Below are 24,780 nucleotides of genomic sequence, written 5' to 3' on the forward strand. Positions count from 1 at the left end.
TGAAAGGAGCAATTTTAATTGGATACTTTATTAGGGTCTTTATTTCACCTTTGCAAAAGTATCTCCTTTTCGAATATCACCTGATTTAAAACCACGATTGAACCAATACATTCTTTGCTCAGATGTTCCGTGGGTAAAAGAATCTGGAACCACTTGCCCTTGCATTTTTTTCTGAATGGTATCGTCACCAACAGCATTTGCTGCACTCAAGGCTTCTTCGATATCTCCAGGTTCGAGCATTGCATTTTTATTTTCGTTGTAATGCGTCCAAAGTCCAGCATAAAAATCGGCTTGTAATTCTAGGGCTACTGATAATTTATTGGCTTCGACGTCGCTCTTTCCTTCTTGATCTTGGCGCATTTTGGCAGAAGTTCCCAAAATAGTCTGAATATGATGTCCAAATTCGTGTGCCAAAACATAGGCCACCGAAAAATCGCCGCCTTCAGCACCAAATTTTGTTCTCAGTTCTTCAAAGAAACTCATATCCATGTAGATAATTTTGTCTTCAGGACAATAAAAAGGACCAGAAGCAGAACTCGCTCCACCACAAGCCGTTTGCACTTGGCCACTGAATAAAACCAATTTTGGAGCTTCAAACGCAAGGTTATTTTCTTCGAATATTTTGGTCCAAATGTCTTCATTGTCAGCCAAAAGGGTTTTTATAAATTCGCCTTCTGTTATTTCTTCAGGAGTTAATGCTCTTTCCTCAGTTGGTTCTGTTTCCCCTCGGGTTTGCTGAAGAATATTGCCAATCATTTGACCGTTTTCACCACCAAAAGCATTTAATAATAAGATGATAATTCCTAACACTCCACCACCAATTAAGGTTTTTCCACCACCTGACATTCCTCTTCGGTCGTCCACATTGTCACTTTGGCGTCTTCCTATCCATTTCATATTTGTAGATTTTATTAGGGTGTTCTTTAGGTACGACTATCAATCTTCAATTCCTGATATTTCATCAATTTCACTAGTATCTTCAAACCCAATGATGCTTTTATAGATTATATAATTCATAGAATACATAAATGGCCAAGTGAAAAATACTCCAACACAAAGTCCGAAAATCCCAAGTGCAGCTCCAATTCCTGCCACAATTGACAATCCTATAAGGATTAAAGGTTGTTTTGAAACTAGAATAATACTGTTTTTTATAGCATCGGTAGCATTCAAATTTCCAAAAACAATTAGTGGTATTGTCAAAAAGGTTATAAATGAAATTAATAAAGTGGTTAAAGTGCCAACAAAACTTAATCCTACATTTTCCAAAAGCATGGTAAGTCCACTACTGATTATTCCAATTAAAAATACGGATATAAAAATAGTTGAAAAATAAGGAAATTTATAATAGGAAAACATAGTTGATACATGAAATTCTTCTCCTTGTTCACCACAATCGGCCATTTTTAGAAATCCTGCCGTAAACGGACTTATTATCGCTGAAATTAATATTAATCCAGCATTAAGGGGTACAGCAATTTCTAACGGCATTACCTTTAAGGTTGACATTTGTTTCATTTTGTTGCCAAATTCTTCTATATTTTCTATTCCAAGATAGGAAATTAGGCCTGCAAGCATTATAATTGAAATCAAAATTGAAAAAACCAGAAGCATTAAACCGGCATACAAAGCTATTTTTTTATAATTTTCGAAAGCACTTTCGAAAACAGTTCCAAAATCGAGCTGGTATCCAGTAGCGCTAATTTCTTCAATTTGGACTTTCATTGTTTTTTTATGTTCCATTTTTTTGGTTTAAAGGTTAATTAATTTTGGGTTTACAGCCAATTTAATAATTTTTTGATTGTCGCTAATTTGTTTTTATAAGGAGCATAGCGAATAGGCAAATCTAATAAATTTGACTTTTTTACAATGCTTTTCTTATGCGAAAAAGTGTCAAAACTTAAAATTCCGTGATAAGCTCCAATTCCACTATGACCCACACCACCAAAAGGCAATCTATTATTCAAAATATGAATTATCGTATCATTGACGCAGCCACCACCAAACGAATATTTTTGAATCATATTTTTTGAAAAAACTTTATTTTCAGTAAAAATATAAAATGCTAAAGGTTTTTCGTATCTAGATATCACGGCCTCAATATCGGTTTCTTTTTCATAGGTAAGGACAGGTAAGATTGGGCCAAAAATTTCATCTTTCATTAGCTCGGTTTCTAAAGAAGTTTCTTCAATGAGAGTAGGAGCGATGTAACAATTTTCGAGATCGGTTTGCCCTCCAAAAATCACTTTTTTAGGATCAATCAAACTTATTAATCGTTCGCAATTTTTACTATTTACGATTCTGGCAAAATCTGGAGAATCAGCAGGGTTTTCGCCGTAAGCTTTGGTAATTTCTTCCTTTAGATAGTCAACAAAATGACTTTTCATGTTTTTTTGAATCAATATATAATCGGGTGCAATGCAAGTTTGTCCTGCATTGATAAATTTCCCCCAAACGATTCTTTTGGCGGCGAGTTTCAAATTGGCAGTTTCGTCAATAATGCAAGGACTTTTTCCCCCTAGTTCTAATGTTGTTGGAGTCAAGTTTATGGCAGCGGCTTTTGCTACAATTTTACCAACTGCTACACTTCCTGTAAAAAAGATGTAATCCCAACGTTCTGATAGTAATTTTTGCGAGACTTCAACACCGCCTTCGATAACCGAAACTTCAGTTTTATGAAATACTTTCGCTATTATTTTTGCAATAACTTCGGAAGTTTTGGGAGTGAGTTCAGATGGTTTTAAAACCACTTGATTTCCTGCGGCAAAAGCCGATATTAAAGGGCAAAGTGCTAATTGAAAAGGATAATTCCAAGGCGAAATAATCAAAACTTTGCCGTACGGCTCTTTATAAATATAATCTGTGGAAGGAAAATTTAGTAGGGAAGGAAATACTCTTTTGGGTTTCGACCAACTTTTTAAATTCTTGATGGTAGCTTTTAATTCGGAAATAACATAGCTAGTTTCTGTGATAACCGCTTCAAATGCTGGCTTTTTGAAATCGAAATATAAGGCATCGATAATTTCACTTTCGTTCAGAATGACTTCATTCAGTAACTTAGTCAAGACTTCTTTTCTGAAAGTAATGTTGGTTTTGTATTCCATTATTTAAAACTTAAATGAATTTCTAAAGATACATTTTTTTAAAATTAAATGGCATTCCAAATTACATCATTTGGAACTGGTGCCACAATGATAACATTTTCTTTAGAAACGGGATGAACAAAAACCAGTTTTCGAGCGTGAAGATGGATTCCTCCATCAGGATTAGAACGGTCGAATCCGTATTTCAAATCGCCTTTTATAGGTGAACCAATAGCCGATAGTTGTGCCCGAATTTGATGGTGTCTTCCCGTATGAAGATTAATTTCTAGCGCAAAATAATTGTTCAGTTCTTTAATGATTTTGTAATCCAAACTAGCTAATTTGCTCTCGGGAACTTCTTTTATATGTGCCTTTGAAGTGTTGTTTTTTTCGTTTCGCTTTAAAAAATGAACGAGCTTATCTTCATTATTTTGAGGTTTATTTTTGACGATAGCCCAATAGGTTTTCTGGGTTTCACGATTGCTAAATAATTCATTCATTCGAGTCAAAGCCTTGCTGGTTCTGGCAAAAACGACGATTCCAGTTGTGGGTCTGTCCAATCTATGAATGACTCCCAGAAATACTTCTCCAGGTTTGTTGTATTTGTCTTTGATGTATTCTTTGACTACATCCGATAATGGTTTGTCGCCTGTTTTGTCCCCTTGCACAATATCACCCACACGTTTGTTGACAATAATTAAATGATTGTCTTCGTGCAGGATTTGCAGGTTATTTTTATCAGAGAGTATTTTCATTAATTACAGACTTCTTTATTTAGTTACAAAAATAGAAGTTTTGTAATTGCTTTGGGTCAAGGTCATTTTATTTAGCTGTTTTTTTGAAATTTCTTTTTGTTCTTTTGTTTGAATTACAAAAAATAACTTTTTGTTCAGAGTTAGAACAGAATCTAATTGCTTTTCTGTTTTTACGACCTGAGCCTTACCATTGCTGTAAAATTGCCCCGAATAATTTTTGGATTTCCAATAGTAAATAGGTGTTTCTTTATTCTCGGTCGTCACTTTCAAATTTTCCAAAAGATATTTATCAGAATTCAATTTATAGTCTAATTTGCCTGTAGCAAAAAGACCAAAATACGCAATGAAGACTACCGCTGGAAAAAATAAAGCCACGTTTATCAGCAGTTTTTTTCGTTTCAATTCTTCCCAATAATACACCACTAAAAACATAATTGGCATTGCGGAAGGAAGTAAATAGGTATGTAAAATATTGCTAGAAATGGTAAAAAAAAGCGGCGTCCAAAAAGCCCAAACGATCAAAAAGGAAACCCAACTGTTTTTGAAAATGGTGGATTTGTTTTTCCATAATTTATACAAAACGATAAGTATCCACGGAAACATAAAAGCAATCATCAGTAGCCAAATCATCCCTTTTGGTTGTGAGTGACCGCTGCCATACAAATCGCCTTTCCAACCCGGTTCAAGAAAACGTTTGTAGTGTTCTCCAACAATAAAATAATCCAGAAAACCGGGCGATTGTTGTTCGCAAAAATAATACCACGGAATAGCAATTACAGCAGTAATAAGTAGGCCAGGAATAATAGAAAATTTAGAAAAAACGGCTTTGAATCGTTGCAAATCGAGACAGCAATATATAAACAATGGAGGAAATGTAAGAACCGTAATCAATGGGCCTTTGGCAAGAAATCCAAAACCTAGAGCGATAAAAAACAAGTAATTCCAATAGGTTTTTGTTTCGCTTTGCATGGTTTTCCAAAAAGAAATCATCATTATAGCAATACAAAATTCAAGTGAAGTATCGGTTGAGACAACGCCAGTATGTATCAAGAATTCAGGCATTGTAAGTAAAATAAAACTTGGTAAATAAAAGGAATGTCCATCTTTTTTGACCATTTTTCCCGCGATGATAATTAGGATGACACTCAATAAAAAAGAAGGAAATCTGGAGGCAAATTCGTTCACACCAAACAATTCAAAACTTCCCGCCGACAGCCAAGTAGATAAAGGCGGTTTTGCCCAAAAGGGAACACCATAATCAATTTGTAAAACAACCCATTGTTTTGTTTCCTGCATAATTCGGGCAATTTCGGCATAACGCGATTCCGTTTTGTCTAATAAAGGAATTGTAACGGTCAATAATAGCCTAAAAATCAATAATATAAATACCGATATTGATAGGATTTTGGAGTTGTTTTTTAGCTTTTCTGAAATCATTTAGTGTAGATTTGGATTAGAGGATTGCTGTTCCATTTTTTTGTATTCACATCTGATTTTGTACAAATCAAACCAAAGTTTAAATCCGTAACTCAGTTTTACTTTAGAATCGCCTTTTTCGACCCATAATTTCAATGGGATTTCAAGCATTTTTTGGATGGCTTTTTCTCTTCCAAATAATAAAATCATTCTGTAAAATAGTTCCACATCGAATAACCATCTGGAGATAAATTCCTTTTCGAACAATTGTTCCGAAATTTCTTTTATAAAAAGTTTTGATCCGCATTGGGTGTCATAAACCTTGATGTCTAAAATATTAGAAATGAAGGTTGCTATAACTCTTCCGATCAAAAACCGGCTGTTTTCACGCTCAATGGTAGAACCAATTTTCCGAATTCGAGAACCAAAACTAAAGACGATGTCGCCTTGCAAATAATTTCTAAGATCTATAAATTCTTCTAATGTGGTGGCCAAATCAGCATCGAGATACCCAATGTATTGATGTTGGAAATGCGCATTGCAATAGGTAATTCCCGCTCGAACGGCCTCGGCTTTGCCTGAATTTTTTTCGAGAGAAAGAATGTGAATTTGAGTTTCGTGTTTTGCTTTCAAAACATGCAAAACACTTAGAGTATTGTCTGTAGAACCATCGTTTACAAAACAAATCAATACTTGTGGATTGTTATTCAAAAAGTTGGAATATTCACTATTCGAAATTCCTTTTTCCTCATTATAACATGGAATAACAATACTGGTATTGAAAATTTTTGACATATAAAGTGGACTTAATATTGTTCTTTTTCATTCGGAAAATCGCTAGACTTTACATCCGTCACATATTGACCAATCGCAGTTGTCATTTCTTCGTATAAATTCATATAACGGCGCAAAAATCTTGGGCTAAATTCATTATTCATTCCCAACATATCGTGAATTACTAAAACTTGTCCGTCAACACCTCCACCAGCACCAATTCCGATAACGGGAATCGAAATACTTTTGGCAACTTGTTCTGCTAAATGGGCTGGAACTTTTTCTATTACTAAAGCAAAACATCCTAAATTCTCTAGAAGTTTAGCGTCTTCAATTAATTTCGCAGCTTCCTGTTCTTCTTTGGCACGAACAGTGTAAGTACCAAATTTATAAATGGATTGTGGCGTCAAACCCAAATGTCCCATGACTGGAATTCCAGCATTTAAAATTCTTTTAATTGATTCTTTGATTTCACTTCCACCTTCTAGTTTTACTGCGTGTCCACCGCTTTCTTTCATGATTCGGATTGAAGAACGTAAAGCCTCTTTTGGATCGGATTGATAGCTTCCAAAAGGCAAATCAACTACAACTAACGCTCTATGAATAGCGCGAACTACGCCGGAAGCATGATAAATCATTTGGTCTAAAGTGATAGGCAAAGTAGTTTCGTGACCCGCCATCACATTCGAAGCAGAATCTCCCACTAAAATTACATCAACACCAGCCGCATCAACAATTTTTGCCATGGTATAATCATAAGCTGTAAGCATAGAAATTTTCTGACCATCGGCTTTCATTTCTATTAATGACTTTGTGGTGATTCTTTTGTAATCTTTTTTAGCTACGGACATTTTGCTTTATGAATTAAATTAGAGTGTAAAATTAGTCAAATAATCTAAAATTTATGGAAATTCCGGTTTTTAAATGCTAAATCCTGAAAAATAGAGTTTTAAATTGTTACCAATTTAGCAGATGTTTACTATCATTATTTTTTTCTAATCCAATTAGAATCCATCCAAAACGCTATTACAATTCCAAGCGTATAAAACCCCAAATCACTCCAAAGAAAACCTTGTCCTAAAGCATAATGTCCGAATGTGGTTCTTCGGATTTCCAACATCCATTCGGCGTCATAAAGTTGAAGAAATTCGATGGCAAAGCAAATATGCAAAGCCAAAATTGCTGTTTTTTTGATATTAAAATTGACCAATAGCATTCTCAGACCAAAATAAATCATCACAGCATAAAGTGTGTCGCCAAAAAACGTTGGAATACCATCAATTTTTCTTGAAGCGATGCCAAGAGCAATTACAATTAGTACTAAAATAAAGTATTGTATTCGGCTGTTTTTTAGCATAATAAATTTCAAATTAAATCATTGAAATAATTGCCCATAATGTCGAAACGGAAATGATAATCCAAATTACAATGCCTTGTACTAAAGGTTTGTAACCCACTGAAACCAATACTTTTCGAGATAAACCACATCCAATTAGGAAGAGCGTCAAGGTTAAAGTGGCCTTCGCAAAACTCGTTATATACTGACTGTAATTTTGAACTAATGGGAAATAAGTATTGGCAATCATGGCCAAAATAAACAGTCCGATGAAATAGGGGATTTTGATTTTGGTTTCTTTGTTTTTGAAAATAAAGGTCGATAAAATGGCAATAGGAATGATCCATAAAGCTCTGGCTAATTTTACGGTTGTGGCTACTTCTAGAGCGTGAACGCCATATTTTCCGGCTGCTCCAACAACAGAACTCGTGTCGTGAATTGCGATAGCGCACCACAAACCAAATTGCGTTTCGGATAAATTGAGGTAATGTCCAATAAACGGAAAAATAACCAAAGCAACTGAATTCAAAATGAAAATAGTTCCTAAGGCCACTGAAATTTGTTTTTCATTGGCTTTGATAACAGGCGAAATAGCAGCAATCGCACTTCCGCCACAAATTGCGGTTCCTGTGGCAATTAAGAAGGATATTTTTTCTTCAATTTTCAATATTTTGCCTAAGAAAAGACCAATTACAATTGTTCCAATAATAGAATAGATAGTAAGTATAAAACCTGCTGCCCCGGCTTTTATAGCATTGTTTACATTCATTCCAAAACCCAGTCCAACGACCGAAACTTGCAATAAAATATGCGTTGCTTTGTGGTTTAAATTCAAATACGGATGACCAATAAATTGCGCAATTATCAATCCCATTAGTAAAGCGATGGGAGGAGAAATTAAGGGAGACAAGCATAAAACTACGAAAAACATAAAGATTACCTCTCGAGTGGTGATGGTTTTATCTAAGATGCTTTTTTTGGGAGGATTTTCATCCGGAGCCGTCGTTTTCATTTTGGTTTATTTTAAGATTGCAAATGACTGCATTAAAATGGTAGAAAAGAAATTGTATCTTAAAAAATAAACTACCTCGATAGATATTAGCAAATAATAGCCACAGATTCACAGATTTCTTTTAAATCTTTTTTTAATCTGTGAATCTGTGGCAAAAAAACCGAAGCAAAGCTTCAATGAGTTAAACCTTATGAGTTTAAAATGAAATGATTCCTTCCTCAGCAATCCGCCATATTTACGGCTACTGCCAATCCACCTTCGGAAGTTTCTTTGTATTTGTTGTTCATATCTTTGGCGGTTTGCCACATCGTGTCTATCACTTTATCCAAAGGCACTTTGGCGTTTTTCGGGTCGGTTTCTAAGGCTAATTCGGCTGCATTTATGGCTTTAATTGCTCCCATTGTATTTCTTTCGATGCATGGAATTTGAACCAAACCTCCCACAGGATCACAAGTTAATCCCAGATGATGTTCCATTGCGATTTCGGCCGCCATTAAAACCTGAGCTGGAGTTCCGCCCATCAATTCGCATAAAGCGGCTGCTGCCATAGCTGAAGAAACCCCAATTTCAGCCTGACAACCGCCCATTGCTGCGGAAATAGTGGAACCTTTTTTGAAAATACTCCCAATTTCTCCTGCTACCATTAAGAATTGTTTGATTGCCGCATCGCCAGCATTGTGATTCTCGATAACCAAATAATACATCAAAACGGCTGGGATTACGCCCGCACTTCCATTCGTTGGAGCTGTAACGACCCGACCCAAAGCTGCGTTGACTTCATTGACAGCTAAGGCAAAACAGGAAACCCATTTCAGGATTTGGCGAAATTTTACTTCCGTCAACCGGATTTGTTCCAACCAAGTTTGAGGTGAGTCATAATTGGCTAAGCCAATAAGATTCTGGTGCATATCAAATGCTCGACGGCGAACGTTCAAACCACCTGGAAGAATCCCTTTGGAATGGCAACCGATGTACATACATTCGAGCATCGTATTCCAAATTCGCATTAATTCGTGATGAATTTCAGTTTCAGAACGCATCGATTTTTCGTTTTCATATACAATCTCCGAAATGCTTTTGTTTTCTTGAATAGTATAATTCAACAATTCATCCGCGTTTTGAATTTGAAACGGAAAAGCACATTTTATTTGCAATTTCTTTTTGGCATTGACACGTTCTTCCACCACAACAAATCCACCACCAATGGAGTAGTAAGTCGATGAATATTCAGTGGTATCAAGTAAAGTCGCTGTAAAAGTTAATCCATTGGCGTGAAAAGGAAGGAAGTTTTTGTTGAAAATGATATCTTCTTCAAAGCAAAAGGGAATTTCAATTTCATTACCCAAATGAAGTATTTTTTTTGCCTTTATTTCAGCAATAATTATGGCGATATTATGAATTGGAATATATTCAGGATTTTGACCACTTAACCCCAACATTATCGCAAAATCAGTGGCATGTCCTTTGCCTGTTAAGGACAGTGAACCGTATAAATCTACTTTGATGGAACGCACGCTTGTAAATTTTGTATCGGCTCGAAGTTCTCCCAAAAAACGTTCGGCAGCGCGCCAAGGTCCAAGAGTATGCGAACTTGATGGGCCGACACCAATTTTTAGCATATCAAATACCGAAATACATTCTTCCATGAGCATTAATTTAGTAAACAAATATAGAATTTTGAGTACAATTTTTTGTGCTTAGACCATATCAAATGTACCACTTTTTTAAAAGTTATGAATTATTGGGAGTAGTTCAGCTCGGTTTTCTGTTAAAAGTTAAATTCAAATCTAAAATAGTATTGGATTATAGTGCTTTTTGATTAGATTTGCAAAAAATAATATAATATCTATGGATTTAGTAGGATTAATCATTGCGGGCTTAGTTGTGGGTTTTATTGTTGGTATGACTGGAGTAGGAGGAGGTTCTTTAATGACACCGATATTGCTATGGTTTGGTATTCCACCATCTACTGCAGTGGGTACTGATTTGTTGTATGCAGCCATTACTAAATCTGGAGGTGTTTACGTTCATAACAAGAAGAAAAACATTAATTGGACTATTACAGGTTGGCTCACACTGGGTAGTGTTCCCGCTGCGCTATTGACTTTGTGGATACTTCATAATTTGAAAACAGATTTAGAAGTATTGAATAAAACCATCAAATACAGTTTGGGTTGGGCTTTATTGTTTACGTCAGTTGCTATTATTTTCAAAAAGAAACTATTGGTTATTTCTCATAGACATGCGGGCGATAAATTTCATAATGAAAGTAAAACACAAAATTTATTAACAGTTGTGATTGGAGTTATGTTGGGAGCAACTGTAACGCTTACTTCGATCGGTGCAGGTGCGTTAGGAACGGTTACTTTGTTTTTTCTTTATCCTCTTTTGCCTACGCCAAAATTAGTGGGAACTGAAATTGCTCATGCGGTTCCTTTGACATTGGTTGCAGGATTGGGTCACGCTACAATGGGAAATTTAGATTTAAGTATATTAGGGTATTTATTGTTGGGTTCGTTACCGGGTATTTATTTTGGCAGTATGTTGAGCGGGAAATTACCCGATTTATGGCTTAGAAATGCCATCGCAATTATGCTTTTTTATGTTGGTTTCAAGCTGGTATTTTAGGTATAAGTAGTGAGAACAAAATAGTGTCGTTTTTTTTATCATATAAGACATATAAGAACATTTAAGTTTTTGATTGTATCACTTATGTGAACTTATATGGCTTATGTAGTAAGATTTAATGTATAATTGTTTCAATGCGACATTAATTGATTCCTTCTACTTATAGTTTTATAAAGCCTTCATATAAGTTGTTCATCGGAAAAATATGCAATGCATATGCAAAGCATATTCTAGAATTTGAGTAGTGGCAATCCAGAATTCAAAATTTTAAATGTATTCAATTAGCATCAACTGCAGCAGTAACAAATCATAAAAGTCATTTGGCTCACTTTAAATAATTTTGATATACTTATTTTTCACTAAAGTTATTTTCGTGCAATGCTACAATCACTTCATTTCTTCTTCCTAAAAGTTGATAGGGTGGATTGTAACCCAAGTAGCGAAAATTGCCATAAAATGAAATTCCTTTATCGATTAAATTATTTTCAAGCCTCGTTTTATGTTCATCAATTCGTTCATTGTTAGCAAATCCTCCGAATTGTATGACGGCAACATATTCAGGTTCTGACGTTATAATGTCTATACTTGAATCGTTGGGTTTTGGTAAGGTATTTTGATTGTAAACGGCTGGAAGCACAAATGCCATTGTAGAATTGGTTTCCCCAATATCCATATGAACTGGCGATGTCATTGCTATTTGTTTCTTTTCGTTGTTTCCACCAAAAATATATTTTGCCAATTTCCCAAAACCAGAAGACCCCAAATCACGATACGATTTTGAGGAAGATGTTATCATTGCCATCGTCGCCGCGGGATAATAGCGAATTTCAAAATTTTTCTCTTTCTGAATCAGTTTGTACGCTTGGGTTTCCGTTTTATTGATGGACATAACAGTGTAAATTTGAAATAGAAGGAATAGTCCAACTACTATACTAATTATAACAATAAATATTTTCATGAAGTCGGTTTTAATCGTGAATAGTTTGGTTTCAGTAAATTTAATCATTTATAGTAAAACTCAAACAGACTTGCGGGTTACAAGTCTGTTTACATCTTTTCAAGTCTGAAAAATCACTTTATTATTTAGAAATACCTTAGTGTTTAGCCTTTAATGTTTTTAAAAGTAATTTGGCCACAGCCTCTGAAGAGCCTGGATTTTGTCCGGTGATTAGTAACCCATCTTGTTTTACATACGATGCCCAATCTTCTCCTCTCGAATAAACAGCGCCATTTTTTTTGAGTTCGTCTTCCAATAAAAACGGAACTACTTTTGTTAGTTGCACGGCTTCTTCTTCGGTGTTTGAAAAACCGGTTAGTTCTTTTCCTTTAATGAGTGGTTCTCCATTTTTTGCTTTCACATTGACCAAAGCCGCAGGTGAATGACACACAAATGCAATTGGTTTTTGATTGTTGTAAAATGCTTCAATTAGCTGAATAGAGTTTTCATCTATTGCTAAATCCCATAATGGTCCGTGACCTCCGGGATAAAAAACCGCATCGAAATCCTCTTGTTGTACAGCACTCAATTCCAAAGAATGTGCTACTTTATCAATAAGGACATTGTCTTTGTAAAATCGTTCGGTCGAAGGCGTTTGTGCATCGGCCAATTCACTTTGAGGATCCACTGGTGGTTGACCGCCTTTTGGAGAGGCAATGGTAATTTCGGCACCTGCATCGGCCAAAACATAATAAGGTGTTGCAAATTCTTCTACCCAAAAACCCGTTTTTTTACCCGTGTTTCCCAATTCACTGTGGGAAGTTAGTACAATTAGTATTTTCATTTTTATTGCTTTATGTTGTTACTTTAGAATTGTATAAAGGTTGTGCCATTTCGAGATTAAAACCTTATATAATTTATGAAAATAGTTGCATTATTCACGTCATTTACTCATTGGAGTTTTGGTAATCAAGATGCAGAAGTGGTTTTTATTCTTCTTCTTCGTTAGTGTATTCTAAAATATCTCCAGGTTGGCAATTTAGCGCCTTGCAAATCGCTTCTAAAGTGCTGAACCGAATTGCTTTTGCTTTTCCTGTTTTTAAAATAGAAAGATTAGAGAGTGTTAAATCTACCTTTGCCGAAAGATCGTTGAGCGAAATTTTCCGTTTCGCCATCATAACATCTAGGTTTACAATTATCGCCATAATTAAATTGTTAATTCGTTTTCCGATTGAATTTCAATCCCTTTTTTGAAAATAACCGCAATGACATATACAATAGCCGCCATCAAAATAAACGCCTGACTATCGACCCAAAATTTATCTAATTGCTCCGTTTCGTAGCCATGATGTTGCATATTTTTAGCAATTTCTCTCGCGATATAACTCAAAAGTCCAATAGTAAAAGTGAAATAACTAATTTGTGAAATTTGTTTTGAAACAAAAGCGCTGAAAGGTTTTTCCAAATCGAGTTTTAACAAAAGGTTGATTAAAATATAAAATAGGTAGGCTTTCAAGATCGAAAGGAATAAAACAAAACTATACATACCATAAAAAACCCATTGACTTCGATTGTACAATTCGCTTAAATCCATTTTTTGATATAAATTATGGACCATTTCAGGTCTTATAATACTGAATACAAAATTGACGATTAAAGCGCCGGCTTCAATGCACAAGCCTACAAAAATAATCCACGCTACAATGTGTAGGACGATAAATACGAAGTTGTTTTTTGCTTTCATAACTATATTTGCTTTTAAAATTACTTGGCAAATATAATAAATATTTATTGAATAACAATAAAAATAAGTTAATAAAAGATAAATGTTTTTTTGATAAACAATAAATGGAAGGTTTAAACTAGCTATTGCTTGAATATCGGAATGTTTACAAAAATATGACACTACGTAAAGCTATCGCAGGTTTTCCAGCAATACTTGGGTAGCTGATTTCAACAATATTTTTACTAGGTTGGTTCTTATTTTTAATCGACTAGCGGTTCGATTACAATTATTTTAGATTTGTTTTTAAAAACAGAATAATTTTGTTTTTTACATCCTCAGAATTGAATAATGGGCCGCCATGTGGTGCATCACGAACGATTACAAACTCACTGGGAACATTGGCTAGTTTTAAGTACGAGTCTAATAATTTGGATAAAGTGATAGGAACCGTTTGGTCTTTATCGCCGTGAAAAATCAGAAACGGAGGGTCATTTTTATCGACATAAGTAGTTGAGCTGGCTATTTTTGCCAAATCTGGGCGCAGTAGTGGTTGCGCTCCAAGAAGTGCGGTCGATGTTGATTTTTGTTCCCCTTCATCTAAAGCCATGCTGCCTATTCTTGCAATAAAATCAGTTGGACCGTAGCAATCAATTACCCCTTTTATTTTGAAACCTGGTTGTTTATTATTGAAATAAAAAGCATTAATTTTATTGTTATTGGATGTTCCAATCAACGAAGCTAAATAACCACCTGCCGAAAAACCAATAACCGCTATATTGTCTTTGTCTAAAAGATATTTATCAGCGTTTTTGTATAGAAAATCGATGGCTTGGTTGCAATCTTGAATTTGGGCAGGGAAAATTTTGGTAGTGCTAAACCGATAATTGATGGACGCTACTGCAAAACCATTGGCTACAATAGCATTAATGGTTTTTTTCATATTTTCCATATCGCCATATTTGTCGCCTTGCCTCCAACCGCCACCGTGAATCCAGATAACAAGTGGTACTTTTTTTCCGTTGTTCGAAGGGGCGTAAATGTCGAGCGTATGCTTTACGAGCGTATCAGCTGCATAAGGAATGTTGGCATTAATTACGGTTCCTTGAGGAAATAACTTGAGGATATTTGTTGGAATTTGCGCTGTGAGTTTGCTTGCAAAGAAGAGCAGAAACAATATAAGGACAATTCTTTTTTTCATGAGGAGTTGTTATTTATCTTAAATATTGATTATATATTTTTTATAAGATAGTAATGATTCTTCAATTCACATTTGGTGTGATAATTAGCAATGTCTAGAATATTCCGAAAACCATTGCGTTCAAATGAGCGGTGTGAGTTGCATACTGACAAATGCATGCGCAAAGACGGAGACTTTGCTTAGCGTGGTGGAGTTTTATTTTTGGTGCATCGAAACTCAAGAGGTTGTACATTAGGGACATTTATCTCTCCAATTTTAATTTTCGGCGATTTAAATGCTCTTTAAATTCGGCAAAAGTCATTCCTTTAGTTTCTTTTGCAATTTTTTCTTTCACTTCTCTGAAAAATTGAACTGTGTCAAATTCTTTTTCTGTGGTGTTTGGTTTATTCATTTGTTATAATGTCTTTAGGTGAACGAATGTCTAATTGAATGTGTCCGTTTTTAATGTTAATTGCATTGTATTCTCTTATTCTGAAAACGTTCACTATATGTTTAAAATTCCAACTAATTAAATAGTCAAATTTATTAATTGTTGCACAAGCAATATGCCTGCAATCGTCAATACTCGTTTCACCAACCACTTTTTCATGGATATATTCTTCGGCAAGTTGGTTTATTTCTTCTGTAATTTCTAAAAATTCTGTTTGGTTTTTGTCAAGACTTAAAAAATGGTTTTTCACTTTGTCAGGTGCATTTTCAAGTTCATATTCGCATAGGTCAGAGTAAACACAGATTATTTCTCCATTTTTAATCATTTCAAATAGCAGTTCGGTTTCTCGTTGGAATTCAATGTCATATATTCCACCAAAAACAGAAGTGTCGAAGTATAATCGTGGTTTTCTCATTTAACAAATATACTAAAATTATTTTTTGAAATTAAAGTTCTTTAACTTCACTTTTTGTTATTTAGGGGATGCACAAAAGCGATGACTGCCGAATTAAAAAAATCATCAGTCTTTCTCAGTGGATGAATTGATGATTAGCTCTCCTATCGATGAGCATCAGGCTAAATTAAAAAATGTACGCCTGCTTAAAGAAGTTATGGATGGGATAAATAGTATTTGATTGAACGATAGAATAGAGTCTCGACTACGCTCGTGCGCAAATCCAAACTTTAGAATTATAAAATCAAACCCAATCACCATAAATTAAAAAGCCGCCTCAAAGTATGTTTTGAGACGGCTTCTTTTTTGCTTTAACTTGGTGTTCCTCCGCCAGCGAGTGGTGGCGTGGTTCCGCCTTCCCGTTTCGCCAACAAATCGGAATAATACTTACGGCTTTGGTTGACGATGTTGAGTATGTTATTGTAATAAGCATCTCCCGTATTGACTCTTGCTAACGACAACACATATTGGGTATAATTAGTATAATTTGCGAAGGCAGCCTTACGAATCAGTTTCATATTAAAGACTTCTGTAAAGGAAATATCGGTGCTGCGTTTGGAGAAAAGTACTTTAAAATCATCATTGGTAGCCTTAATACTGTCTACAAAAGCACCCATATTGAGAGTTGCAATATGCGGTGCATAATCAGTACTGGTCAAATCGGCAACCAAATTGTCTATTCCGTTACTTTCGGCTTCATAATTTAATGTAGCTAAGTTTTTGTATTTTTTTACAACAATTGTCACGGCTTTGTATGCCGCTACAAATAACGGATTTATAGACAATTCATATACCTTCAACTGTCTGTTGAATACGGTAAGACTCAAATCTCTCTGGTCATCAAGCCGAGCAATTTCCTCGGTTTCTTGATTCTTTTTAATTTGAAGTAATCCTTTGTCAAACAAGACAGAGTCGGTTACCATTTTAGTAACATAGCTGTTAATATGGGTGTCGGTAGCAGTATTGATAGCTGCTGTTTCAAGGTCTTTGATAGAAGATTTAATCAACTGACCTGCTTCAAGATGGGTTAATCTAGCGATGTTTAATTTTCGTAATACCATAAGATGAGAGTTTTAAGATTAGAGTGATAAAAATAATAAAAAAAGGTTTACAAAAAAATATATTGATCTGAAAAATAATAGTTTAAACAAAAAAATTGAGTTTCTAGCCTCAAAAGGACGCTTTTGGGGCTGGATACTGAGTTTCTAAGTAGAACAGAACACTTTTGGGGCTGGATACTGAGTTTCTGAGTAGAACTAAACTCTTTTGGGGCTAGATACTGAGTTTCTGAGTTGGATAAAAGGCTTTTGGGGCTGGATATTGAGTTTCTGAGCAGAACTGAAAACTTTTGGGGTTGGATAGTGCGTTTTTGAGAAGAACTGAACACTTTTGGGGTTGGATGAGGCTCGGCTGAGCCGAACAGCACTCTTGTGGGTTTATTAAATTTTTGATAACGTGGAATGGTCGTGGACAGGTTTATTTCTCAAAATAGATTGCAATTTTGACTGCCTTATTCAAATTAATATTTTCTACCTCTTTTTCGTTAATATATTGTAGATAGCATCTCAATTTTTGATTGTTTTGTAGTAATTTAGATAAAACGATATTGTCTTGTTGTGCAATGTAACCCAATTTTTTTTCTTGAACTTCATCTTCAATAGCAACAATTATAGCGTTTGTATCAAATTTGTTATTAGGTTCTAATTGCAAACGAAGTTCTTGATTAATTTTCATTGTCATATCGATATGATAAAAACTGTAATATTGCAATCCACTTATAAAACCTTCATAAATCAAAAAACTTTTTTCAGGAATTTTTATTTCAAGAACATCGTTTTTAATTAAAATACTATTTCTATATCTCTCATTTATAATTTCTTGCTCTACTACTTCCAAGCCGTCATTTAAAACATCAAATTCTTTTTCAATTAATTTACTGTTTTCTAAATCGTGAAAATCATCATAATAAATACTTGAATAATTAACGTCTTTTAGATTATAATTGATATCGTTGTTTTTGAAATAATCTAACTTTCTAAAAAAATTCCTTTCTATTGGTTTTTGAATGTATTCTGGTTTGTTAAAAAAAAGTTTGGCTTTTATATAATTTGGAATATTAACCAACTCTTCTGAAAATTTATCAGCAACCAAAGTCTTAATTTCCTGACTTGTTTTGTAAACCGCTTCATCAAACAAAAATGCTGATTTGTCTTCATAACAACCTACAAACATATAATCGCCACCCAATTTATAAATCCAGTCCCGGTTTTTGATGCGCCAATTTTCTATGTATTTTAAATTTCCTTCGTCTTGTTTGTACAAAAAAAAGCGCTGAAAATAACGCCAATCCAAACTATTTACTAACCACAAATCCATTGTGTCTCGATAAATAGTAATTAGAATATCATAATCTTCTTCCAACTCATATTCAACTGCATTTTGAGCTTCAAGAATTTCTTGTTTTCGGTAATCATCATCAGCAAAATAAGGTTTTTCCAGTTCGAGTACACCATATTTTTCGATGAAGGTTTTGTATTGGTATTTCGTGTCAATTAAGGTGTATTTTTTCTTTGAATCTGGACAATTAAGTGTTCCGAGTATTACATTATCATAGTCATAATCGGGGTTTTCTTGAAATTTTTCGTAATTAAAAAAATCTTGATAGCCATATTCTACACTAACGCAAAGTCGAGCAGCAATATCCTTAGCTAATTTTTCTAAACTAGCCGTGTCGAGGTTGTGATTGGCAAATATTGATGTTGATTTTCCCATAACTATTCTATTTCTATTGTATCTATTTCTTTCATCAATCTATCCGTTTCTGTCAAAGCCACAATAATTTTTTGATAATGTGAAATATCATCAAACTCTAACTTTCTGTCTTTTCTGTCTTTGAGCCATTTTTGGGCGGGTTGATAACCACCTATGTAGAAATTCCAAGCCACTTCAGGAACATTTTCGAAATATTGCGTTTCGTTGATGTAGACTCTTCCACAAGAATTTGTTTTTAAATTCCCCTCCTGTGGAGGGGTGCCCGAAGGGTGGGGTGGTTCTACAATTATGCCACTAGGGTGGGGTGGTTTTTCCTCTAAAACCAAAGACGACTCCGTTGCCTTGCCATATTCCTTAATTATAAAAAGCTCTAAGTTCTTCATCACCACTTTCATATTTTGCAGTACTTCCGTAACGGGAATATGATAAACTTTTAATCCTAATGAAATCAAATAGGCTTCTCTAATAGCATCATATTTTTCTTTAGTATCGTGACTTGGCCCATCGATTTCTATCACTAAACCTAATTTTTTCACATAAAAATCGACAATATAATTTCCAATTATGCGCTGTCTGTCAAAATCTATTTTATGAAATCCTCCTTTGGTTACTTGCATCCAAAAAAGTACTTCGGATAGATTTTCGGCTTGTCGAAGTTCTCTGGCTCTTTCTTTTAATTTTGGATTATACGGAAGTTCTAAAATAGGGTTTTGTTGGATAGGGATTTTGTTGATGAAGTGTATTTGTTGGGTAAGATTATTTACCACCCCGTCCTGCGGACACCCCTCCAAAGGAGGGGAATTCTCGATAGATGCGGTTAACTCGTAACGTGGTTTTGAAACCACGCAATCTCCATCAATATTAAACTCTGTAATATATTCTTCTACTGTGGCGCTTTCCAGCAAATGAATTTCTCGTATTTGCGAACCTAAGTCGACCAAATTTATAAAGGTTCGGATGTCTTTTGGATAGGGAATTTTTGGAAAATCTATCTTTAGGAATTCCTTGTATTTCTCTCTGTAGGTTGGCGAATGCAAAACCGCGTAGATGTAATCTAGAATATCGATGGGTGCTAATTCCACCCCGCCCGTTGGGTACCCCTCCAGAGGAGGGGAATTGGGCGTGGTTTTCTCTGGAACAAACGATAAACCCAAACCTTTTGCTATTTTATTTACAATTTCTAGGTTTAAATTTGGAATTCTATATTCCCCTTTTGAGGGGTGCCCATCGGGCGGGGTGGTTATTTCTTCTGTCGTTAATTGTCCGTTGGTTTCGGGGTAGAGGTAGAGAGGAAATGTATTCACACTATCTAATGAAGAAGTTAAGTTCTTATCAGTTATCTGATTGCTCAAAAAATAATTATGAGAATTTATTGAACGTCCAACTTTACAAATATTCAACCCAATGTTTTGTTTATCTAGAAAATGAAACATAACTTTTTCTCTTGCTCGTGCATTCAATTTAACATCATAATAAATAAATTTTATATCAAATGGACGATACGATAGTTTTTTAATTAAACTATTATCTACTTCAATATTGTAATAATTTTTAACTTTCAATTCTAAATCATTTTTTGTTTCCGATACTAATATGCTATCTTTTCCAGTCACAACCCCAACATTGTTTAATTTGAATATTTCATCTATAGCAAACCCTGTATCAAAAAATCCTTGCTCTTTAAAATCTTTATCTACAAAAAAGTAATTTGGCTTAATATTGGGTAATTCTTTAAAGTCAATAGTTTTTAAAGAATTATCAGAAAGGAAATCATATTTAAATTCTCGTTTCCCAAACAAATCATAATGAAAAACTTGTCCTAAATCAGTTGGCTTTTTCTTTCCTGATTTTACAAAAATTGTTATTGCAACACCCTGCATAATATCAAAAACATTGACATCGGGTGAACCATCGGGAGAAGTTTCTTTCTTGGTGCTATTTCCGTGTAAATCAATCGTATAAATCTTGTCGTAGGTTTTCAATAAATTCCAACGCATTCCTCTAAAGGTGGGATTGTCCAGAAATCCGTGAGGGTTGATGAATGCTAAAACGCCGCTTCCGTTTCGCTCAATATAATGTTGTCCGTAGCGCAAGAATTTTACATAATCGTCATTAATCCATTTAGGATTTCGTTCTTTCAGTTTTTCTTTTCCGCCGGGTTCTTTTTTGTAATCTTCCATCAATTTCATAATCCATTCGCCTTTGTTGTTGCTTTCGCCGCTGTACGGAGGATTTCCCACAATGCACATTACGGGCGTATCGCGTTTTATGAAATTGGCTTCGTTAGCTTCAGAACTCAACCAATTGGCAAATAAAGTTCCGGTGTCAGGATGGCTTTCTTCGAGCGAGTTGGTCAAATATATTTTTAATCGTTGATATTCCCCTCCATTGGAGGGGTGCCCAGCGGGCGGGGTGGTTTTTTTGTAACCCGTTTCCGTTAATAATAAATCCATTTGCAAATGTGCCATTGCATAACTTGCCATCAACAATTCGAAACCATTTAATCTCGGCAGCAAATGGGTTTCTACATAATTGCTCCAAACACCTTGTTGTCCTTTGAATTTTTTGTGAATGTGTTTGACCACTTCGGCAAGAAATGTTCCTGTTCCTGTGGCTGGATCCAGAATTTGCACTTTGTGAACTTCTTGTTCAACGGTTTTGCCTTGAAGATTTACTTTAATTTTTGTTTTGCTATTATCTGCCAGTCCTTGTGGCAAATCGAATTCGGTTTTCAGGATATCATCAACTGCACGAACTATGAAATTTACGACTGGTTTTGGGGTATACCAAACGCCACGTGCTTTGCGGAGTTTTGGGTCGTATTCACTCAGGAATGTTTCATAAAAATGGATGATTGGGTCTTCCATTTTGGTCGATTTTCCGTAGTTTTTCAAGATTTGCTCCACGTTACAGGCTAAGAAAATTTCGACCAATGAATCTACAATCCATTTGATGCGGTCGTCAATGTCTGGACCAGCGATGTAACCAAATAATTTTCGCAAAAACGGATTTGATTTTGGGATTAATTCGGCAGCTTCTTGTCTGGAAAATGTTGGTAAAGTGGGGTCGTGCAAACGAGCGGCAAACATTCCGTAAGCAATAGTTTGGGCATACACATCGGCAAAACCTTTTGGCGTAATATCGTGAATCAAGATTTCTTTGAAAGCGTTCATTTGGTCTTTCAAGGTACTGTCTTCTTGATTATCTTCATCAGAAGTTAATGCTTTCTCAATTACATCAGACAATAATCGGGCTTTTCCAGCCATCATTTCTGCCAGTTTTTTTGAACTTTTTATGGTTTGAGAAACTGTTGAACAAAAATCTTTAATGAGGTTTAAAAAAGTGGTGAAGTTTTCTGGAATGGGAACAATTTCACCACCCCGTCCTTCGGACACCCCTCCGGAGGAGGGGAATTTAAATTCTGCGATGGCAATTTTTGTTATAAATAGTCCATCGCTATAAAGATGAAAATCGATATAATCGGTGAAGATTAAATTATTTAAGGAGTTTTTGTACCGGTCGAATTGTTCTTTGTTTCCTGTTTTTTTACTTCCTGATAAATCTTTGTCTCCAATATCTTTGGCTTCGATAAACCCAATTGGAATTTCTTTTTTGGTCAGGATATAATCAGGCGCGCCACATTGTTGGCGTTTGGGTTCGTTGGTAGCTCTAATTTCGGGAACAATACTTTCTATAAGTTGTTCGAGCAAACCTCTAAAAGTGTGTTCGGTTGCATTTCCAAGTTTATATTTGGCGTTTACGTTGTCAATGTATTGTTCTAAAGTCATTTATTTTTTATCAAAATTGATTTGCTAAAATAAGTAATTTCTTCAAATTAAATTATCGCATTATTACAAATCATTTGGTTTATTGGATTGCATTAGCACAGAACTCCTCGCCGGCAGTAAGGTAGAACCGGATAGGTGCCGCATGTAAATATGCGCTGGCGAGAGTTTTTTTTAGTTTATATAACATCTAAACCAATATTGATAATTCATTTCACTACCAAAACTGCCTCCCTTTTTGTTTGAAATAGTAGTTGTAAAGTATTGTATATTATTAAAATTGTTTGGATGATTCAAATTTTCTGACCGTACGGATTTGATACAATTATTAGATAAAAAAATTGGACCTAAACTGCTTTCGAAACCATAATTTGGCATACCACCAATAACAGCGCTAAATATATAAATACCTTTTAAAGGATTAATATTTTCGTCATATTCAAATATATATTTGCGATCGTAGGTACTTGAATTATATTCTTCTTGATTAACTTCTATTACATTTTTATTTTTATCATAAATTAAAGTTTTTTTCTGATAACCATATATAGTTGGATCGCTACCAGGTCTAATGTCAGAATATATTTCGGCAATTGTTCCGTCACTATTGTATGAAAAATGATTTTCACCTATCTGTCCCAATACATTAGTGCTTTTCGCATCAGAATAATAATATTTTGCAAAAATTGACATCAAAACATTTTGATCATAATGGTATGTGTATTCTCGTTTTAAACTAAATTCTAAACAAACATTATTTTCGATACTTATAATTTTTGAAATTAAATCATTTTCATAATAAAATGTATCGGTACTTATAGCACATAAATAATTTGGATTAGATGTAATAATTTTTTGTATTCTGTTTGTGTCGGGAAATGTTTCAAATTTCCATTGACGCGGTGTATCATTATAATTATTGGAATGTATGGAATTAATTTTTATTGAATTGAATAGTCCTGTTTCAATGGTATTTAGTATCACTGTTGGCTTTTTTAAATTTCGTAATTGTGGATGAATTTCAGGAGCTTTAATTGTTTCAGCAAAATCATCCTTATCTGAACAAGAACTTAACACTGTAAATATCAACAATAATTTAATTACTAAATTTTTCATTTTATGCTTTTTTATAAAATTATGTCAAGCAGGCGAAAGGTAAAACAAACCTTCATATACGTACCTAAAAAAGGCTAGATTGGCGAATGTTTATTTTGTTTATATTTCATTCAAATGTATTAATTTTTTCTTACAAAATGCATCATTTTGAATCAGAATGTTTCTAAATGAAATAATGGTTTTGATATTCAGATTGCCCTAGCCCAGATGGAAACGGCATCCTCTTGTGGCGGTGTTCGCCACAAGAGATATAGTGTACAGCTGGAAATAGCTCCTCGCTATGACAGGAAATAAAAATGTCATCTTGTCATATTGTTTTCCGCCAATTCTAACATAAACTGACAATGTCAAGACTGCCATTGGCTTGGCACAAAGATTGACTATTGCATCTCGAGATGTTAAAATAAGTATTCAATAAAAATTAAATATAAATAAAATGGGTAAAATAATCGGAATTGATTTAGGTACTACCAACTCTTGTGTTTCTGTAATGGAAGGTAATGAAGCAGTTGTTATTCCTAACGCAGAAGGAAAAAGAACAACACCGTCTATCATCGCTTTTGTTGAAGGTGGCGAAATTAAAGTAGGCGATCCTGCTAAGAGACAAGCAGTAACTAATCCAACTAAGACTATTGCTTCTATCAAACGTTTTATGGGACAAGGTTTTGGTGAAGTTTCGGCTGAAGCAAAAAGAGTTTCTTATAAAATTGTGAAGGGCGACAACAATACACCACGCGTGGATATTGATGGTCGTTTGTACTCTGCACAAGAATTGTCAGCTATGACACTTCAAAAAATGAAAAAAACGGCTGAAGACTATTTAGGTCAAACCGTTACTGAGGCAGTTATTACTGTTCCTGCTTACTTTAATGATGCACAACGTCAAGCTACAAAAGAAGCTGGTGAGATTGCAGGTCTTAAAGTAATGCGTATTATCAACGAACCAACTGCTGCAGCTTTAGCATATGGTTTGGATAAAAAAGGAATCGATCAAAAAATTGCGGTATACGATTTAGGGGGTGGTACTTTTGATATTTCTATCCTTGAATTAGGAGACGGAGTTTTTGAAGTATTGTCAACAAACGGAGATACTCACTTGGGTGGAGACGATTTTGACCAAACCATCATTGACTGGTTGGCAGACGAATTCAAATCTGAAGAAGGTATTGACTTGCGTTTGGATCCAATGTCTCTTCAAAGAATTAAAGAAGCGGCTGAAAAAGCAAAAATCGAATTGTCCTCTTCAGCGGAAACTGAAATCAATTTGCCTTATGTTACAGCAACCGCTTCTGGACCAAAACACTTAGTAAAAAAATTGACTAGAGCGAAATTTGAGCAATTGTCAGACTCTTTAGTAA

Annotated in this window: 23 protein-coding genes; 2 read left to right on the plus strand and 21 right to left on the minus strand. The window is 34.7% G+C overall.

The window, feature by feature from the left end; all coding sequences use genetic code 11:
• Positions 1–39 precede the first annotated feature (39 nt).
• From RMO83_RS10550 to RMO83_RS10595, 10 genes are all read right to left on the minus strand, one after another.
• Positions 40–897: a neutral zinc metallopeptidase gene (locus tag RMO83_RS10550; protein ID WP_310559641.1), complete on the minus strand. Its 858-nt coding sequence runs from the start codon at positions 895–897 to the stop codon at positions 40–42.
• Positions 898–936: 39 nt separating this feature from the next.
• Positions 937–1,743 (minus strand): hypothetical protein, encoded by an 807-nt coding sequence (locus RMO83_RS10555; RefSeq protein ID WP_310559642.1) that lies wholly within the window; start codon positions 1,741–1,743, stop codon positions 937–939.
• 32 nt (positions 1,744–1,775) lie between these two features.
• Entirely contained in the window at positions 1,776–3,104 is a 1,329-nt protein-coding gene (locus tag RMO83_RS10560) for an aldehyde dehydrogenase (protein ID WP_310559643.1), read from the minus strand.
• Positions 3,105–3,148: 44 nt separating this feature from the next.
• Positions 3,149–3,838 carry an RluA family pseudouridine synthase gene (locus RMO83_RS10565; RefSeq protein WP_310559644.1) on the minus strand — a complete coding sequence of 230 codons (690 nt, stop codon included), beginning with the start codon at positions 3,836–3,838 and terminating at the stop codon, positions 3,149–3,151.
• Positions 3,839–3,853: 15 nt separating this feature from the next.
• On the minus strand, positions 3,854–5,275 hold the full coding sequence (locus RMO83_RS10570; RefSeq protein ID WP_310559645.1) for a glycosyltransferase family 39 protein: 1,422 nt from the start codon (positions 5,273–5,275) through the stop codon (positions 3,854–3,856).
• Positions 5,276–6,049, minus strand: a complete 774-nt coding sequence (locus RMO83_RS10575; protein WP_310559646.1) for a glycosyltransferase — start codon at positions 6,047–6,049, stop codon at positions 5,276–5,278. It abuts the gene before it with no gap.
• Between the two features lie 11 nt (positions 6,050–6,060).
• Positions 6,061–6,879: a 3-methyl-2-oxobutanoate hydroxymethyltransferase gene (panB, locus tag RMO83_RS10580; RefSeq protein WP_310559647.1), complete on the minus strand. Its 819-nt coding sequence runs from the start codon at positions 6,877–6,879 to the stop codon at positions 6,061–6,063.
• Between the two features lie 134 nt (positions 6,880–7,013).
• Complete coding sequence (locus RMO83_RS10585; RefSeq protein WP_310559648.1) at positions 7,014–7,385, minus strand: DUF2809 domain-containing protein; 372 nt, start codon at positions 7,383–7,385, stop codon at positions 7,014–7,016.
• 13 nt (positions 7,386–7,398) lie between these two features.
• Complete coding sequence (locus RMO83_RS10590) at positions 7,399–8,376, minus strand: YeiH family protein (protein WP_409025011.1); 978 nt, start codon at positions 8,374–8,376, stop codon at positions 7,399–7,401.
• Between the two features lie 218 nt (positions 8,377–8,594).
• The gene (locus RMO83_RS10595) at positions 8,595–10,022 is read right to left on the minus strand and encodes an L-serine ammonia-lyase (RefSeq protein WP_310559649.1); all 1,428 of its coding nucleotides are present in this window, start codon (positions 10,020–10,022) and stop codon (positions 8,595–8,597) included.
• Positions 10,023–10,224: 202 nt separating this feature from the next.
• Here RMO83_RS10595 and RMO83_RS10600 point away from each other — a divergent pair, with 202 nt between their 5' ends.
• Entirely contained in the window at positions 10,225–11,004 is a 780-nt protein-coding gene (locus tag RMO83_RS10600; protein WP_310559650.1) for a sulfite exporter TauE/SafE family protein, read from the plus strand.
• Between the two features lie 349 nt (positions 11,005–11,353).
• Here RMO83_RS10600 and RMO83_RS10605 read toward each other — a convergent pair whose 3' ends face one another.
• The 11 genes from RMO83_RS10605 to RMO83_RS10655 all read right to left on the minus strand — a co-directional run bounded on the left by RMO83_RS10605 (position 11,354) and on the right by RMO83_RS10655 (position 23,422).
• Positions 11,354–11,962: a heme-binding protein gene (locus RMO83_RS10605; protein WP_310559651.1), complete on the minus strand. Its 609-nt coding sequence runs from the start codon at positions 11,960–11,962 to the stop codon at positions 11,354–11,356.
• Positions 11,963–12,098: 136 nt separating this feature from the next.
• Positions 12,099–12,785 (minus strand): type 1 glutamine amidotransferase domain-containing protein, encoded by a 687-nt coding sequence (locus tag RMO83_RS10610; protein ID WP_310559652.1) that lies wholly within the window; start codon positions 12,783–12,785, stop codon positions 12,099–12,101.
• Positions 12,786–12,930: 145 nt separating this feature from the next.
• Positions 12,931–13,146, minus strand: coding sequence for a helix-turn-helix transcriptional regulator (locus RMO83_RS10615; protein WP_310559653.1), 216 nt, complete (start codon positions 13,144–13,146; stop codon positions 12,931–12,933).
• A gap of 2 nt (positions 13,147–13,148) precedes the next feature.
• Positions 13,149–13,685: a DUF2975 domain-containing protein gene (locus RMO83_RS10620; RefSeq protein WP_310559654.1), complete on the minus strand. Its 537-nt coding sequence runs from the start codon at positions 13,683–13,685 to the stop codon at positions 13,149–13,151.
• A gap of 268 nt (positions 13,686–13,953) precedes the next feature.
• On the minus strand, positions 13,954–14,865 hold the full coding sequence (locus RMO83_RS10625) for an alpha/beta hydrolase (RefSeq protein ID WP_310559655.1): 912 nt from the start codon (positions 14,863–14,865) through the stop codon (positions 13,954–13,956).
• Positions 14,866–15,106: 241 nt separating this feature from the next.
• Positions 15,107–15,256 (minus strand): hypothetical protein, encoded by a 150-nt coding sequence (locus RMO83_RS10630; protein ID WP_310559656.1) that lies wholly within the window; start codon positions 15,254–15,256, stop codon positions 15,107–15,109.
• Positions 15,249–15,710: a PIN domain protein gene (locus tag RMO83_RS10635; protein WP_310559657.1), complete on the minus strand. Its 462-nt coding sequence runs from the start codon at positions 15,708–15,710 to the stop codon at positions 15,249–15,251. Before RMO83_RS10635 ends, RMO83_RS10630 begins: the two co-directional genes overlap by 8 nt.
• Positions 15,711–16,060: 350 nt before the next feature.
• Positions 16,061–16,810 carry a DUF6261 family protein gene (locus RMO83_RS10640; protein ID WP_310559658.1) on the minus strand — a complete coding sequence of 250 codons (750 nt, stop codon included), beginning with the start codon at positions 16,808–16,810 and terminating at the stop codon, positions 16,061–16,063.
• A 415-nt stretch (positions 16,811–17,225) separates the two neighbouring features.
• The gene (locus RMO83_RS10645; RefSeq protein WP_310559659.1) at positions 17,226–18,521 is read right to left on the minus strand and encodes an HIRAN domain-containing protein; all 1,296 of its coding nucleotides are present in this window, start codon (positions 18,519–18,521) and stop codon (positions 17,226–17,228) included.
• 2 nt (positions 18,522–18,523) lie between these two features.
• The gene (locus RMO83_RS10650) at positions 18,524–22,309 is read right to left on the minus strand and encodes a type ISP restriction/modification enzyme (protein WP_310559660.1); all 3,786 of its coding nucleotides are present in this window, start codon (positions 22,307–22,309) and stop codon (positions 18,524–18,526) included.
• Between the two features lie 171 nt (positions 22,310–22,480).
• The gene (locus RMO83_RS10655) at positions 22,481–23,422 is read right to left on the minus strand and encodes a hypothetical protein (protein WP_310559661.1); all 942 of its coding nucleotides are present in this window, start codon (positions 23,420–23,422) and stop codon (positions 22,481–22,483) included.
• A gap of 436 nt (positions 23,423–23,858) precedes the next feature.
• On the opposite strand from RMO83_RS10655, the gene RMO83_RS10660 reads away from it, so the two are divergent.
• The coding region (locus RMO83_RS10660; protein ID WP_310559662.1) for an Hsp70 family protein at positions 23,859–24,780 on the plus strand (922 nt) is incomplete at its 3' end.

This window comes from Flavobacterium sp. (genome assembly GCF_031423415.1).
GTDB lineage: Bacteria > Bacteroidota > Bacteroidia > Flavobacteriales > Flavobacteriaceae > Flavobacterium.